Raw genomic sequence first — 14,602 nt, 5'->3', positions numbered from 1 at the left:
TGGCGTCGTTGACGCAAGCGTGGGCGTAACGCATCGTTGTGGGCGCTTAAGTAAAAGTCAATCGGGACGAGTACGGCTCAAGCGATGGCGGCAGCGCAGCCCGTGAGGACTTACCGGTTCGGCGAATGGAACCGCAGGAAAAGCGGTCTTTATTGCCGCGCGCGCATTGGCGGCAACGTCAGAAGTTTGACGATCAAGAACGCGCCACTCAGCGCGGCTTGAGCTCGACGGGCGGATCGGCCCGATAACCGCCGCCGAGCGCCTTCGTCAGTGCAATTTCCTGGCCGAGCATCTGACCGTCGAGCGTGAGCAGCGCGACGCGCTCGGCGATCACCGGCTGGCGCGCTTCGAGCGCCGCGAGCCGGCTCGTGAGCCCGCGACGATAATGGGCCTCGACGCTGTCCCTCGTGAACGTGACGGAGTCGATGCGCCGCTTTTGCAACGCGGTCTCTTCATCGAGCGCCTGCAGACGGCTGCCCGTCTGCGCGACATCGCGCACCGCGTTGAGCACAGACTGGTTGTACTGCTCGATCAGAAGGTTGCTTCCCTCGCGCGCGCCGCTCAGGTTCGCATTGAGCCTGCCGCCGTCGAAGATCGGCAGATACAGGCCGGGGATCAGGTTGATCTGCTGGCTCGCATGCGTGAAGAGGTCGGCGAGATGCAATGCGTTGAAGCCGAAGAACGCCTTGATGTCGAAGCTCGGGTAGAACGCCGCCTTCGCCGCGTCGATCCGGTCGAACGACGACTCGACATACCAGCGCATTGCCTGCAGGTCGGGGCGGCGCGCGAGCAGCTCATAGGAAAGCGTCGACGGCAGTGCCGCCTCCGAACGCGGCAGCGCGACCGGCTCGATCGCGGGCAGGCCGTCCGGTCCCGCGCCGACGAGCGCGCGCATCGATTCGCGAAGCTGCCTGATCTGCCCTTGCGCCGAAACAATCTGCCGCTCGATCGCCAGTTGCTGCGCGCGCGCTTCCTCGGTGAGCGTGCGCGCCTCCAGCCCGCGCGCCGCACGCGCCTCGTGCGCCTGCAGCGCGAACGCCGCGACCTCGTGCGATTCGCGCAGGAGCGCGATGAGTCCGTACGTCGTCTGGATGCCGTAGTAGAGCTGCGCGACATCCGTCGAGATTTCCAGCTCGACAGCGGACGTCTCGGCAAGGCGCGCGTTGCTCACCCCGACCGACGCGGCGATCTGCGCGCGCTGCCTGCCCCAGATGTCGATGTTCAGGCTCGCGCCCAGCCCGACGATGCCTTCCGTGTACCACGGCCCCGTCAGACCCAATGCCGGCTCGTTCATGGCGAAAGGGCCGAGAAACCCGTGCGCGGAAACGTGCTCGCGATCCAGCATCGCCAGCGCGGCCACCTGAAGGCTCGATCCCGTTCTGACGAGTTCGACATCCGATTTCGCCTGCGCGACCCGCGTGCGCGCGATCACCATCGTCGGCGCGCCGGCGAGCGCCTGGTCGATGAGCGCGTCGAGTTGCGCATCGTCATAGCGCGTCCACCAGCGCGCGGCGGGCCAGCCGTCGCGCGCGAGATGAATGTCGTTCGCGAGCGCGATCTGCTCCGGCGCGATCCCGGCGTAAGGCGCGCTGTCGTGATGAATCAGCGCGCATCCCGCCAGCACGGACGACATCCACACACAGCACGACAAGCGTCGCAGCGACTGCTTCATGTTCGCACCGCCCTTGCCGGGAAAGCCGGCCAGTCCGGAAGACCCGCGACCTGCCGCGACAACTCGTCCGCGGCAGCGATAAGCGGCGCATCGCCGGGTGCCGTCGCGCGCACGGCAATCGCATCCCGGCGCGGCGTCTCGGCGGCGGGCGGACCGGCGGCGAGATCGTCCGCGTACCGGCCGATTCCGTCGGCTGCCTGTTGCTGCGCCGAGCGCGCGGCGTCGGCGGCCTGCGGGCTCGAAGCGTCGCCATGCGTCGCGAGCGCACTGCGCAGCGCGTCGCACGCCAGCATGATCTCGCGTCCCTGCGCAAGCACCGTCTGCCCGCGCAGCGTCAGCTGCGCCTGCTCGCCTTCCTGCCAGCCGGGCTCGAGCGCGACGCGCGAAAGCGTTGCCTCGCAGTCGGCGAGCGCCGCCCACGCCTGCATCTGGCGTTGCGCATAGGGCAACTCGTCGTGACCGATCGCGCCCGCCTGCGGCGCCTGCAACTGAGCGGCGATCGCGCGCAGCATCCTGGCGAGCTTCTGCCGCAGCGCGTCGCCCTCGCCTTCTCGCCAGAACGACATCTGCACGAACGTCGCAACACCGACGCCGAGCAGGATGCCCACCAGCCGGTCGCGGATTTCCGTGAGATTCATGGTCGGGCCGAACCGTTCGAGCAAGGCGAGCGAAAACGTGAACATCAACTGGATGCCGGCATAGCCGATGCGCTCCGACCCGGCCGAGATCCACGCGGCGAACGCCACGACCGGCAACGTCATCAGCAGCAAGCCGACGATGTCGTCGAGATGCGGCACGACGAACACCGTCATGACGAGCGCCAGCGCACTGCCGGCGACGGCGCCCGCCACCCGCAGCAACGCGCGCTGTGTCGATGCGCCCAGACTCGGCAAGGCGACGATCACGCAGGTCAGCATGATCGTGTGGATGCCTTGCCAGTCGGCGGCGTTGTAGAACACATAACAGACGAGCACGGCGAGCAGCGTCTTCAGCGAGAAGCGCAGGTAGGCGGGATTGGTCCATGCGTCCGGCGCGACCATGGGTTCGCCCGGGGCCGCCGCACCGCCCTGCGCGCCGCTCGCGACGTGATCCGCGTAAGCATGCAGCGCCCGCTGCGCATCGCCCGCGGCGGGCATCATGTCGGCGCAAGCGCGCTCCTCCGCGGTGGCGATTTCGACATAGCGATACGGCTCCCGCGTCATCACCGAGTCGTCGAGCGCGCGCACGTTGGCGCGCAGTTCGCGCAGCATCGCCTGCGCTGCCGCCGTGCGTGGCCACGTATCGGGCAATTCGCTCGCGCCGCGATAAAGACGCGACACCGTTGCGATGCACGCAAGCTGCAACGCCTGATGCTCGCGATAGCGGGCATCGCGCATCGTCGCGAAGCGCAGCAGCTTTTGCAGCGTGAGCGCGCCTTGCTGGACCGACGTCAGCGTAACGGGCGCGGGGTTCGCGCTCCCGTCGGTCAGTTGCGCGAGCCGCGCGGCCAGCGCCGCGAGCTGCCGATGCATCTCCGCCTCGAGCTGGACTTGCGGCTCGGCGGGCAGCAGCAGCGTGTTGATCACGAGCGTGAGGGCGATCGGATAGTTGACCGCGACCCATACCCACAACACCGCGCGAATCAGCAGGTCGGCCTGATCCGTGCGGTCCACGAAGCTCTGCACATAGATCACGACGATGGCGACGATGAAGAACACCACGCCTATCCTGAGCACGCGAAGCAGATACACGCTGCAAAAGAACAGCAGACTCGCGACGACGATGCGCAGCAACGGATAGTCGAAAGTGAATTTCAGCAGCAGGATCGACAGGCCGATGGCGAACGTCGATCCAACGATGAACATCAGGCCGACGAGCCGCGTGACCACCACGTTCGACTGCGTGACGTAGAAGACGACCAGCAGCGACAGCGCCAGTTCGGGCACTTCGAGCGCCATCGACGCGACGATCACGATGGCGCTCGTCAGCATGCAGCGCAGCATCACGTTGACGCGGCCGGGGAAAGGCGCAAGCTCGCGTCTCAGGAAAGCGCCTGAATCGCGCCAGGAAGCGGGCACACAAGCGGACAGACAGGCAGACAGATGAGCGTTCACGGCCACGGGCGCTCCTCAGCGATGCTCGCCATCACTGCCGCGCGTAGGCTCGAGCACGGCCACCGCCGACGTGCCGACGCGAAACAGCTCCGGATTCGGCTGATCCACGCGGATCTTCACCGGGAAGCGCTGTGATACGTGAACCCAGTTGAGCGTGCGCTGAATGCGCGGCAAGCCGCCGGGCAATGCGAGGCCGGCTTCCTCGGGCGCGACGCCATAGCCTATCGAATCGACACGCGACGCGAAGCGCTGGCCCGTATCGCTCATCAGGTAGACCGTGGCGGGCGTGCCCGCACGGATGCCCTTCAACTCCGTCTCGCGGAAGTTGGCGACCACGTACCAGCGGCGCGTATCGATCAGGGTGAAAACCGGTTTGAGCGCCGTGGCGAATTGCCCTGTCGATGTCTTCAGCGCGACGACGCGGCCGTCGAACGGCGCGCGCACGGTCGCGTATTCGAGATTCAGTTCCGCGATCGAGATTTCGGCCATGACCACGGCGCGTTGCGCGACGAGCGCGTCGACGCCGCTCACCGCGGCCGCTGCCTGCTGCGCCTGGAGCTGCGCGGCGCTCAGCTCGGCCTGGGTCGCGCGTTGCGCGGTGCGCGCCCGGTCGACGTCCTCCGCCGACACATAGCCGTGCGAAAGCAATGGCTCCATGCGATGCAGCGTATCCGACGCCTGACCGGCCGCCGCCCGCGCGCGCTCGACGGCCGCGCGCACCGACTGCGCGTTGTATTGCTGCGCATTGACGGTGCGCTGGGTCAGCTCGATCTGACGATCGAGCGCGGCGAGCGAGGCCTTGCCTCGCGTCAGCGCATCCTGATACGGCCGAGGGTCGATCTGAAACAGCAGGTCGCCCTGCTTCACCGCCTGATTGTCATGCACGGCAAGCTCGACGATACGGCCATTGACCTCGGGCACGACGTCGATCGTATCCGCATAGACGTAGGCGTCGTCGGTGCGCGGCGCGCGGTCGAGCTGGCGGATGACGAGCAGCAGCAACAGCAGCGTCGCCAGGACGAGCACGATGACCGGCCATGCTCGTTTCTTTTTCGTGACGGGAGTCGTCGCCATTGCATCACCTGAGGGAGATTCAATGCTGGAACAGCATCAACCAGACAGCGAGCGAAAGGAACGTGACGAGCGTCGGATACACCAGAGCCGCAGGCCCGATCGCTTGACCGGCGCGCAAGCGCTTCAGAATCAGATAGACGATCACGGTCAGCACGACGCCCGCGACAATACAGAAAAGCCAGTCCGGAAAATACGCGCCGAGCACGGCGATGGATGGCGAACCGCTGCATCCCGATATGAACGTGACCGTGAACACGGCGATGCCGAGCGCAGGCGTGGGGCATTCGCCTCTGACGAATTGCATGTGTCGCTCCAAAGTCATCGTGTCGTTCGAATCGATCTCACATCGATCTCACGCCTTGCAGCTTTGCCGAGGCATTCTGCAAGGAAAAGATCATCCGGATCAAGCGATCGAAGGGATCAGCCGGCGAGTATTAAGGGCGTGAATAACATCGGTCGCGTATCGGCTCGACTGGGAATGATCGGGGCAAGTCCGATCGGAAACCATCCCCTGAACGGGGGAGCCAAAAGAGAAAGCGAAGCGCGTTACGGGTTGAGACGCGATTCGCACATGGCGCGCGCGGCGCTCATATGCGACCCGGAAACCGCGCGGCGAGCGCGCTCCTGAAACGCGCGCCGACCTTCGCGAAGCCCGCGCCGGTGGGATGCAACTCGTTGGCCCATTCTCCTGGCGCGAGCGTGCCCTGCGTTTCGACCAGCACTATGTCGTGGACGGGATCGCTCGCGAGCCGCTGCAGCATGGCGTGGAAGTGGACGAGAATCGTCTTCACGATCAGGCTGCCGGGCGCGAGGTCCGGCCAGCCACGGTCGACAAGCGAAGGACGCAGCCACGGCCCCGCGAGACGGCAGGCCGAGATGCCGGTGGGAATCGCAAAGTCGTACGCGTGCACGAAGATCGGCGCATGAGGCGCGAACTCGTCGCGAATGCGGATCAGATCGAGATAGGCACTCTCGACCACGCCGAAGATATAGCCGAGGCGCTGGACGTTGATGCCCCGTGCGGGGTCGCTGCGGGCCGCGCTCGCATCGTTGAGCCAGAAACGGAACTGGTCGCCGACCACGTCGTTGCCGCCGCCGGAAAAGAGGATGGCATCGATGGGTCCGTTGGCCGGATCCTGCAACTGTGCGATGAGGCGGTTGCGCCGGGTCACGCCGAGAAGCGTCGTGGTCGCGTCGCTGTAATGCGCGAGCTTGAGGATCAGCGGAGCGGGTGTGCCGGTGGTCCTCAGCGCCTCCAGCACATCCGTGGCGTGAAGCGGATCCGGCAGCGGGTAGTCGAACCAGGAATCGCCGTCGCCAAGCAGGATGAGTGGCCTGGGCGCGCCGGCCTGCCGGGCTTGTAGCGCCTTCGCTTGCAGCACGTCGTGCTGGTGCGCCTTGATGCGCGCCTTCAAATCCTGCTGGATCTGCTCCTGCCAGCGCTCGTAGAGGTTGTTCGCCGGACCGGTCATGGTGTCTCCGTTCCCCTGCGGGGAGTGCGCCGAACCATTGTACTTGCGTGGACGCGAGATCGAACCGGACGCGTGTCAGTGATGCGGCCAGAGATAGCAATACTTCTGGCTGAGTTCCAGATTCTCTCCGACGCTGCCGTCCGCGCTCAATTTCTTGATCCAGCCATCAGGATCCGACTTCGTCGGCGTATCGCCGCAATTGTTATGTACCCAGTGAATGCCGCCCGGAAACGGTATGCCGCACAGTTCCAGCTTGTCGCCCACCTTGATGGTGTTCAGCGGTGCGGGAACGCCCTTCTTGTTCTTCTGATAGCCCGATGCGAAGACGTTGTCGATCGCGACATCGTACGTCTTGTCGTCGCTGCCTTTCAGGTTCAGATGCGTATGCGAGAGCTCGACGCCCTTTCGAAACATGCCGCTCTTGAACCTGGGCTGTGAAACGACCTGACCGGTCAGCATCGTGCCGCCAGCGGCTTTGCAGTCGGCCGCGTCGTCGGCGAATGTGCTGGTCGAAAGCGTAGCGAGCAGAACCGTCAAACTCATCAATGCGAGCGGCTTCATTTCCTTTCTCCCTTGCTCCGATGTTCGTGACTTGAGACGGGGCACGATACCGCTTTTGACTGCGAAGGACGAAAATGCACGTTACCCCCGGTTTTCTATACTGAATAAGCAACGCGTGCGAGAAGCACGAACAAGGAGGAAGGATGCATGTCGAACTGACCACCGACGGTGGCTGGACCGCCGGCATTCCCGGCCTGGCAAAACCGATGATTCTGAACGCGAGCGAACTTCCGCCGGACCAGAACGAAGAGTTCGCCAGGCTGATCGTCGCGGCCCGTACAGAAGGCTCGGTCGCGAAGGAGAGCACGAAAATCGCGGACGGGCAAAACCATCAGATCGTCATCGTGGACCAGGGCGGGCGAACGCTGCTCAGCGCGGCCGATCCGTCGACGCCGCCCGAATTCTATGCGCTGATGCATTTCGTAAGAATGCATGGTCATCGATAGCCGTTGATCGGGGTGTCCATCGACGAGCTCACGCTATTGTCCAGGACTGAATCAGAATGAAGTTGGCGCCCGGATTCAGGCACCAACTTCTTTTGTCGTTGTCGCTGTCGAAACGCTGAAATGAAGGATCCTATTTCGCGTTTTTCTGTCCCGCCGACTACGCTTCTTCCGGCCGAGGCGGCTCCTCCTCATCTTTGCTTCCGGAAATCATCTCCGGATTCAACTCGGGAGACGGCGCAGCCGACGCTTCCTGCAGTCCCCCGCCTCCCGAAAACGGAGTTGGAATATTCTCCTGCGCGCCGGCCATGCCTAATGTCATGTCAGGGGTGGGTATCGAACCGGTCAGGTCGGCATGCACACCTGCTCCGGCGGAAGGCGCCGGAGCGGCATCTCCCGCGGATACCTCCTTGACGGTCGTGCCGCTCCCGTCCTGACCGAACTCGATCTTTATCGTGATGGATGAAGGGTTCATGAGAATGGATTCCTTTTCATGCAACACTGCGAGCAGTCAGATTCGACTGCCCCGGCTATTGTGCGTTCAGTTGAGGTATAGCGTGTAGAGCTGTCCCGTCGCGTCGTCATATGAGCCGGATACGGTTCGGCCGCTGGTTTTGGCGGCGTTCAGCATGACAAACATGTTGGATACGCCATCCGTGCTGATTGGCTGAGGTTTTCTCCAGGGCTGCGTTTCGATCAGCGCCCACGCATTCATCGAATGCGGGCTGCAATACGTCATGGTGACTTTGACATTGGAAAAATTCACGTATGCCATGATTGATCTCCTTTCACGATGCTCAGCAAATTACACGGAATAAGCCTGATAGATGGTCGTGCCATCAAGATACACGTTCACCCTGGCGTTGACGCTTTGAGCATCGACGAGCAAGGCGAAAGTATTCGTGACACCGTCGGGCGTCAGGGATTGAACCTTTCTCCAGCCGTTGTCCTGGATGTATGCCCAGGCGTTCATCGAGTGCGGGCTGGTATAGGTCGACAAGACTGCCTTATTGTTTTGCCATGAAACGATCGGCGCCACATTGATGCCGACTTGCTGCCACGCCTGAACGACGGCATTGCCAACGGTAGCGCCGTAAAGCTTGTTTGCATTATCGACGGTGAGATTCGCGAAATCCTGAAATTGCGCCGTGGTGGTCAGCCGCGAATCAAGCAGCGTGTTATACCAAATGTGGCCTGCTCTATCCCACGAGTGCCCTCCCAACGCGATGGACGTGAGATAAAACGCCTTGTTGGGAATACCGGAGTTGATATGCACTCCGCCGTTATCCGACGTCGTGTTGACATACTTGCTCATGTGATCCGGCTGCGGATCCTTTCCCAGGACGGGGTCGTCGTATGCGGTGCCCGGCGCCTTCATCGACCGCAGCGCAACGCCCTTCACGCCGGCCGCCAATAGCCCTGCGCCGATGAGCCAGTCAGCCTGCGCGGAGGTTTGACCGAGCGCGTACTGCTTGACCATCGACCCGAATACGTCCGAAACGGATTCGTTCAAGGCGCCCGACTGATTGCTATATACGAGTTTCGCGGTGTATTGCGTCACTCCGTGCGTGAGTTCATGCCCCATGACATCGATGGAGATGGTGAACCGGTTGAAAAGCTTGCCATCGCCGTCACCGAAAACCATCTGGGAACCATTCCAGAACGCATTGTTATATTTGACTCCGTAGTGCGTCGTTCCGATCATATCCAATCCAGCGTTGTCGATCGAGTTGCGCTGGAAGACGTTGTAATACAGGTCAAAGGTCGCGCCGAGACCGTTATAGGCCTCGTCGATTTCCGCGTCTCCGGATGCGGCTTGCCCCTCGCTTCGGACCAGGGTTCCGGGAAGACCCGTGCCATTCGAAGCCGTGTAGATCTTTCGGTTTTTGTGAGCGGCGCCGGCAGTTTCGTCGGAGACCTGAGCGGGGGCCGATTCCCCCATCAGGTTGATGCGATCGAGCCGCATTTGCTCCGTCAAATGCAGAGTCTGCGCGGCAGCAATGCGCTGCTCCGCATCGCCGTTTCTGATGATTGCCTCGAGCATGTGAGGCGGGATAATGCTGCACGAGCATCGATACTGGCTATGGGCCACCGGGTCATTGCATTTCATGGTACCTCCTTGGTCAAGCGGTAGTGCAAAAAGACCGTCAACAGAACAGCCGACATTTTTCGGAATTCAGCCCATGTTCTTGATATCTCAAATGCGCGCTGTCTCCGACGAATGTTCCCTCACACTCATTCCTGCAACATTCCAATTTGGGCGAGACTTCGGCGGTGAAGTCGAGCTTCATGAATAATGGCGAATCTGTTTTAAGTCCCTTAAGGTATGCAGCCTTCGCCTCGAGGCATATCCGAACCAAGGGTTAATCGGTTCAGCGGCGCGCGCACCTCGGCCCCGGCATGTTGACCCGGCGTTTTCGGCTTCTTTCCCTTCCAGGATTTTCGGCGTGACTGACGGCTCTTTCTCGACCTCGTTGAAGCGCAGTGTAGATGAGGCGTTTGCGCGCCCGTTATAACAATCGTGCTGCCTGTTAGGACGATTTTGCTTTTAAGATGAGCGAGTGGGTCAGAAGGTTTTTAAAACGACAAACCAATTGCCCTCTTTCAAATCCGCCGCTTTACCCCATCGAGCCGATGTCGTCCGCATGCAATCTAGGAACGATCTCGATCCCGGCGTATCGGCGATCACGCCGTCAAAACGCTTACAGCACAATCGTCCTAGCGCGTGAGCACTATCGTCCTAACGCCGCAGCCGGGGGTCGCCCTATGCTTGGCCGTGCAGCCGCCCGACAGTCGCGACGAACGTCGCATTCGGACCGTCGGCGCGTGCGCGAGCGAGACCTCGAACCATGGAGATTGACATGCCATACACGACCAAGCGTTACGGATGGGTGCGCGACCTGCCCGATCACCGGGACCATCTTTATGCCGCACCCGTCACGCGGCTCGCGGCGCTGCCCGCCAGCGTCGATCTGACTTCGCAATGTCCGCCGATCTATGACCAGGGCAGCCTCGGGAGCTGCACGGCCAACGGTATTGCCGCAGCGTTGCAGTTCGATCGCATGAAGCAGAACCTGCAACCGGCGTTCAATCCATCGCGGCTCTTCATCTACTACAACGAGCGCGTCATCGAGCACACGGTCGAATCGGACAGCGGCGCAATGATCCGCGACGGATTCAAGTCCGTGGCGAAGCAAGGCGATTGCCCTGAAACCAGCTGGCCCTACGACATCAGTCAGTTCAGGGATAAGCCGCCGAAGAAGTGCTACACGGAAGCGCTGAAATACAAGGTCGTACAGTACTCGCGCCTGGTGCAGAACCTCAACCAGATGAAGGGATGTCTCGCGGACGGCTTTCCGTTCGTCTTCGGGTTCAGCGTCTACGAGAGCTTCGAGAGCGCGGAAGTCGCGCAGACCGGCACCGTTCCGATGCCCGGGCCTCGTGAACAGTTGCTCGGGGGTCATTGCGTGGTCGCGGTGGGCTACGACGATTCCCAGCAACGCTTCCTCATCCGCAATTCGTGGGGCGAGGCATGGGGCATGAAGGGCTATTGCACGATGCCTTATGCTTACCTCACCGATACGGACCTGTCGTCCGACTTCTGGACGATGCGCCTCATCGCGGCCTGAGCCCCACGACCGCGTATCGCTCGTATCGCGAGCCAAAGCGGGAACGCCCATGCGAAGCATGACCGTCAAGCAAGCGGACTCGGGCGGCGCGGTCGCGCTCGAGCTCGACGATGAACTGATCGTCGAGCTCGACGAAACGCCGGCCACCGGCTTTCGCTGGAGCCTCGCGCAGGATGCCGCCGGCGTGCTGACGTCGCGCGGCCCCGCCTACGTCGTGTCCAAAGGCCAGCCGGGTGCGGGCGGCATCGCAAGATGGACCTTCATTGCGAGCGGTCAAGGCAGCGCGCGGCTCGTGTTGAAGTGCATCCGCGCATGGGAAAAGGACGCCTCGGCCTGCGCGACGTTCCAGCTCGATGTCAGTGTCTCGCCTCGCCCGTGAGCGCATGCATGCGCGTGCAAGTGAGACGGACTGGCCGGCAAGGCCGGCCTTGTCGCGGCATCGCGTCACGGCGCCGCGATGTCTCGTCACGCGGCCATGTGCGATGTCCGTTGCGTTGTCGCACCAGCTTGAAACTCGCTCGGACACAATCCGAACTCGCGCCTGAACGACCGCGTGAAGTATGAGAGGTCGTTGAAGCCGACTTCATACGCGACCTCCTTGACGAGCACATCGGGCAGGCACAGCCGCTCACGCGCGCGCTCCATGCGAAAGCGAAGCAGGTATTGACCGAAGCTCACGTGATGCTCTTTTCTGAAGGTTCTGCAGAACTGCGACGGACTGAGCCGGCATTGCGCGGCGACCTCGCTGATCAGTATCTTGTCCGCGTAATGGCTCGCCACGTACGAGAGCGCGGACGATGTGCGCATCGCGTCCTGACGCGGACCGGCTCTTTCCACGCGCGCGAGTGGGGCCTGCAGCAATTCGCGCCGCTGAAGCCTCGACGTCAACGCGTCGATCGTCCTGCACAAATCCGGTCCGCTCACCGGCTTGATCATCACATCCCACACATGCAGGCGCACCGCCCACAGCGCAACAACGGACGAGCATCGCCCCGCGACGATGAGCGTGGGCAGATCGGGATAGACCTCCCGCACGCGCGTGAGCATTTCGATGCTCTTCGGATCGGCGTCGCTGCCTTCCTCGAGCTCCACACAGATAAAGGGCGGCGCGTGAAGGCCGATATCCCCGGTAATATGCTGCGGCTCGCGCACCGTCCTGAACGCGAATGCGCCGGATATCGAATGCGCAACGGACAAGGATGGCTCTTTGGTGAGGTCTATCCAGACAAAGGCGCGCTGGTCCAACACATGCATCTTCTGCATTTGCCCCATGATCGCTGCTGCCCTCCGTGATCACCGGTTATTTACTTCAGATTCCGCCAGTCCAATCGTCCCGATGCGCGCAGTGGCATTCATGTTCGACGAAGGGAACGCGTATCTCATGCTCGCAAAAAGGAAATCGAGAATATCGAGGCGGCAGGCAGTACGGCTTGTGGTTGATGTTGCCCGGTACGCGAAGAAGCGGGCCACTGCCTTACCTGTACTTTGGACGATCGGCGCGTCCCTTGAAACCCGCGCTTGGCAGGACGGCGATCCCCACTTACGCGGGACTCCGACCATTAGATGGCGGCTTGCATGGACGGATCGCTTTCGATGGAATGTGAGCTAACCTGAGCTTCGGCCAGGAGGATGATCCTCCAGGCTCAAGTGGCCAGCGGAAGGGGCATTGAAGACTTACGCTGACCGATCCGCGTCATCGGTGCGCAGGATCGAGATCTCCTTCAGTTCGCTCGGGCATATGCCGAAAAAGCGCTTGAATGACCGCGCGAAATACGACAGGTCATTGAAGCCCACGGCATAAGCGGCTTCCTTCACGAGTTCACGGCGCGATGTCAGGCGATGCAATGCCATCCAGAGCCTGACCCGAAGCACGTACTCCCCGAAACTCAGATGCTGCTCCGCCTTGAATACTCTCGAAAACTGCGAGGGACTGAGCCGGCACAGTTCCGCCATTTCACTTAGCGTGATCCTGCGCGAGAAGTGCTCCCGGACATGACGGATAGCAGGCGACGTGCGCTGTGAGGCCCTGTTTTCCTCTGCGGTTGCCACAATCCCGGCCGCACTTCGATTGGACAACGGAAGATCTTCGATTGCCGCCAGAATGGCGTCACCGGACAACGGGCCATCGGCGCGTCCTTGCCGTGTAGTCGATCTCATGACGCCCCTTCAACAAGCTGATGAACACGCAGCGACGAGTTATCCGCGAAGCGCGTGCATCGAGCGGGAACGAGATTCCAAACCGGTCGACCGTGATGGTCGCGCAGGGACGCGTCACAAATGATAAGACGATCAGCGTCGCGGAAATTGAAATCTTCGAAGGGTCGCGATGTTTATTCGATCGAGGGCGGGGTTGCCCGCGACGGTTGCCCGCGACGCGTCGTGGAAGCCTTCGTCACGAGCGCTCGCAAGCTTTTCGGCGCTACTCTGGCCTTCCCCGTTTACATGAGACTTCCCCACTCATAGTCCACACGGTCCGGCTTCAGAGGGAACATTCCAGCCCCGGGCGTGAACGTAAGTTCCCCGAAGTATATGGTTCCGTTCATGTCGTATAGGTCGACGCGCACAAACTCGAAATCACTTGCCAGCGCGCGCGCAACTGACAGCAGTACGTCTAGGTTATCCGGGCGCGGATCGGGAGTCGTGCTGCGTGCGTAGCGTCCCATCGAAACGTCGAGCATGTTCCAGTTCCCGTCATAGATGTCGCCGCGCGTATGCTCTCCGAACCGGTCTGTGATAACGAGGATAAAGATCGCGGGGTCGCCCGATTGCTTGTTGAAAACATGGATCTTCAGATCGGGCGGGATCTTTCCGTCTTGCGCGACAAGAAGCTTCTCGAAGAAGATACGCCGTTCGATCGTGCGGTAATGCCGCTCGCGCCCGATCGTATAGAAGTCGGTCGATAACCAACGTTGAGCTAGCGCATTGAGCTCTGCGAACGATGTTTCGCTCTTGTCTTTGACGACATGAACGAATCCGCTGCCGTGGTTCGCCTTCATGACAAAGGCCGGCGGAAGGGCTTCGAAAACGCTCTCCGTGAAGTCCGACGGCTCCGCGACGAGCGGAACGAGATACTCGCTGCCAATCTTCCCGGCAATGTAATCGCGCACCTTCAACTTGTCGCTGAGATCGCCATAGCGGGGATCGGGATCGAGGCAGCGTCGAATGATCTTTTCATTGAACGTCGTCGGATGGCGCAGCTTCGGGAATCGTCCGATAGTGCGTCGATGACGGAAACTGAAAAACAGGTTGTCGGGCAACCAATCCCTTACGCTTTGGATCAGCGTCGTTGAAAGAGTCATTCGTTTGCTCCACTATCTGCAGATCAGGACGTGATACATGCTGTACGATTTGATGTCGTTACATCATAACGGTTCCGCTGAATTCAGTTGTTCATTAAAGCATCGAACGTCAGTGTCGGCACCTTTTACAGAGATGCCTCCGCATTCTCCATTGTCGCGCCGAGTCACACATCGATCACGAATCGAATTGTCGGTCGAATATTCAACGTGACGTATGTGCGCAATCGCACACTTCGAAGATTTCCGCTGCGAAACACAACCCATACGATAGTTCTACTTGCGATAGATAAACATCAACGCTACATTTCCCCAGACCGGCGAAGAGGGCCCCAGCCGGTTCTCTCTTTCGATGACTCACT

At 61.5% G+C, this 14,602-nt stretch carries 15 protein-coding genes; 3 read left to right on the top strand and 12 right to left on the bottom strand.

Translation table 11 applies throughout. From position 1 onward, the window contains the following. Positions 1–208: 208 nt before the first annotated feature. The 6 genes from AC1Z32_RS36775 to AC1Z32_RS36750 all read right to left on the bottom strand — a co-directional run bounded on the left by AC1Z32_RS36775 (position 209) and on the right by AC1Z32_RS36750 (position 6,872). Entirely contained in the window at positions 209–1,672 is a 1,464-nt protein-coding gene (locus tag AC1Z32_RS36775) for an MdtP family multidrug efflux transporter outer membrane subunit (RefSeq protein ID WP_483483779.1), read from the bottom strand. Continuing rightward, the gene (locus AC1Z32_RS36770; RefSeq protein WP_483483778.1) at positions 1,669–3,771 is read right to left on the bottom strand and encodes an FUSC family protein; all 2,103 of its coding nucleotides are present in this window, start codon (positions 3,769–3,771) and stop codon (positions 1,669–1,671) included. Before AC1Z32_RS36770 ends, AC1Z32_RS36775 begins: the two co-directional genes overlap by 4 nt. 9 nt (positions 3,772–3,780) lie before the next feature. Then, complete coding sequence (gene mdtN / locus AC1Z32_RS36765) at positions 3,781–4,839, bottom strand: multidrug transporter subunit MdtN (protein ID WP_483483777.1); 1,059 nt, start codon at positions 4,837–4,839, stop codon at positions 3,781–3,783. Positions 4,840–4,858: 19 nt separating this feature from the next. After that, a complete protein-coding gene (locus AC1Z32_RS36760) occupies positions 4,859–5,143 on the bottom strand; it encodes a YtcA family lipoprotein (protein WP_483483776.1) in 285 nt (94 codons plus the stop codon). 283 nt (positions 5,144–5,426) lie between these two features. Then, the gene (locus AC1Z32_RS36755) at positions 5,427–6,311 is read right to left on the bottom strand and encodes an SGNH/GDSL hydrolase family protein (protein WP_483483775.1); all 885 of its coding nucleotides are present in this window, start codon (positions 6,309–6,311) and stop codon (positions 5,427–5,429) included. 75 nt (positions 6,312–6,386) lie between these two features. Further along, the gene (locus AC1Z32_RS36750; protein ID WP_483483774.1) at positions 6,387–6,872 is read right to left on the bottom strand and encodes a hypothetical protein; all 486 of its coding nucleotides are present in this window, start codon (positions 6,870–6,872) and stop codon (positions 6,387–6,389) included. 143 nt (positions 6,873–7,015) lie between these two features. On the opposite strand from AC1Z32_RS36750, the gene AC1Z32_RS36745 reads away from it, so the two are divergent. Then, entirely contained in the window at positions 7,016–7,318 is a 303-nt protein-coding gene (locus tag AC1Z32_RS36745; RefSeq protein WP_483483773.1) for a protealysin inhibitor emfourin, read from the top strand. A 157-nt stretch (positions 7,319–7,475) separates the two neighbouring features. Here AC1Z32_RS36745 and AC1Z32_RS36740 read toward each other — a convergent pair whose 3' ends face one another. From AC1Z32_RS36740 to AC1Z32_RS36730, 3 genes are all read right to left on the bottom strand, one after another. Next, entirely contained in the window at positions 7,476–7,790 is a 315-nt protein-coding gene (locus AC1Z32_RS36740) for a hypothetical protein (protein WP_483483772.1), read from the bottom strand. Positions 7,791–7,856: 66 nt separating this feature from the next. Beyond that, positions 7,857–8,090, bottom strand: coding sequence for a hypothetical protein (locus AC1Z32_RS36735; protein WP_483483771.1), 234 nt, complete (start codon positions 8,088–8,090; stop codon positions 7,857–7,859). 30 nt (positions 8,091–8,120) lie between these two features. Then, complete coding sequence (locus AC1Z32_RS36730) at positions 8,121–9,425, bottom strand: M4 family metallopeptidase (RefSeq protein ID WP_483483770.1); 1,305 nt, start codon at positions 9,423–9,425, stop codon at positions 8,121–8,123. A 751-nt stretch (positions 9,426–10,176) separates the two neighbouring features. On the opposite strand from AC1Z32_RS36730, the gene AC1Z32_RS36725 reads away from it, so the two are divergent. Together AC1Z32_RS36725 and AC1Z32_RS36720 are read left to right on the top strand one after the other, a co-directional pair. Beyond that, positions 10,177–10,944: a C1 family peptidase gene (locus AC1Z32_RS36725; protein ID WP_483483769.1), complete on the top strand. Its 768-nt coding sequence runs from the start codon at positions 10,177–10,179 to the stop codon at positions 10,942–10,944. A 58-nt stretch (positions 10,945–11,002) separates the two neighbouring features. Beyond that, positions 11,003–11,323 carry a protease inhibitor I42 family protein gene (locus AC1Z32_RS36720; RefSeq protein WP_483483768.1) on the top strand — a complete coding sequence of 107 codons (321 nt, stop codon included), beginning with the start codon at positions 11,003–11,005 and terminating at the stop codon, positions 11,321–11,323. An 86-nt stretch (positions 11,324–11,409) separates the two neighbouring features. On the opposite strand, the gene AC1Z32_RS36715 is transcribed toward AC1Z32_RS36720, so the two are convergent. The 3 genes from AC1Z32_RS36715 to AC1Z32_RS36705 form a co-directional block, all read right to left on the bottom strand. After that, complete coding sequence (locus tag AC1Z32_RS36715; protein WP_483483767.1) at positions 11,410–12,141, bottom strand: helix-turn-helix transcriptional regulator; 732 nt, start codon at positions 12,139–12,141, stop codon at positions 11,410–11,412. Between the two features lie 477 nt (positions 12,142–12,618). Further along, positions 12,619–13,062 carry a helix-turn-helix transcriptional regulator gene (locus AC1Z32_RS36710; protein ID WP_483483766.1) on the bottom strand — a complete coding sequence of 148 codons (444 nt, stop codon included), beginning with the start codon at positions 13,060–13,062 and terminating at the stop codon, positions 12,619–12,621. 320 nt (positions 13,063–13,382) lie between these two features. After that, positions 13,383–14,243: an ATP-grasp fold amidoligase family protein gene (locus AC1Z32_RS36705; protein WP_483483765.1), complete on the bottom strand. Its 861-nt coding sequence runs from the start codon at positions 14,241–14,243 to the stop codon at positions 13,383–13,385. Positions 14,244–14,602: the final 359 nt, after the last annotated feature.

Source organism: Caballeronia sp. 11_S32 (genome assembly GCF_056930355.1).
The sequence above is the reverse complement of the archived record's forward strand: the minus strand, read 5'-3'. Positions and strand labels throughout refer to the sequence as shown.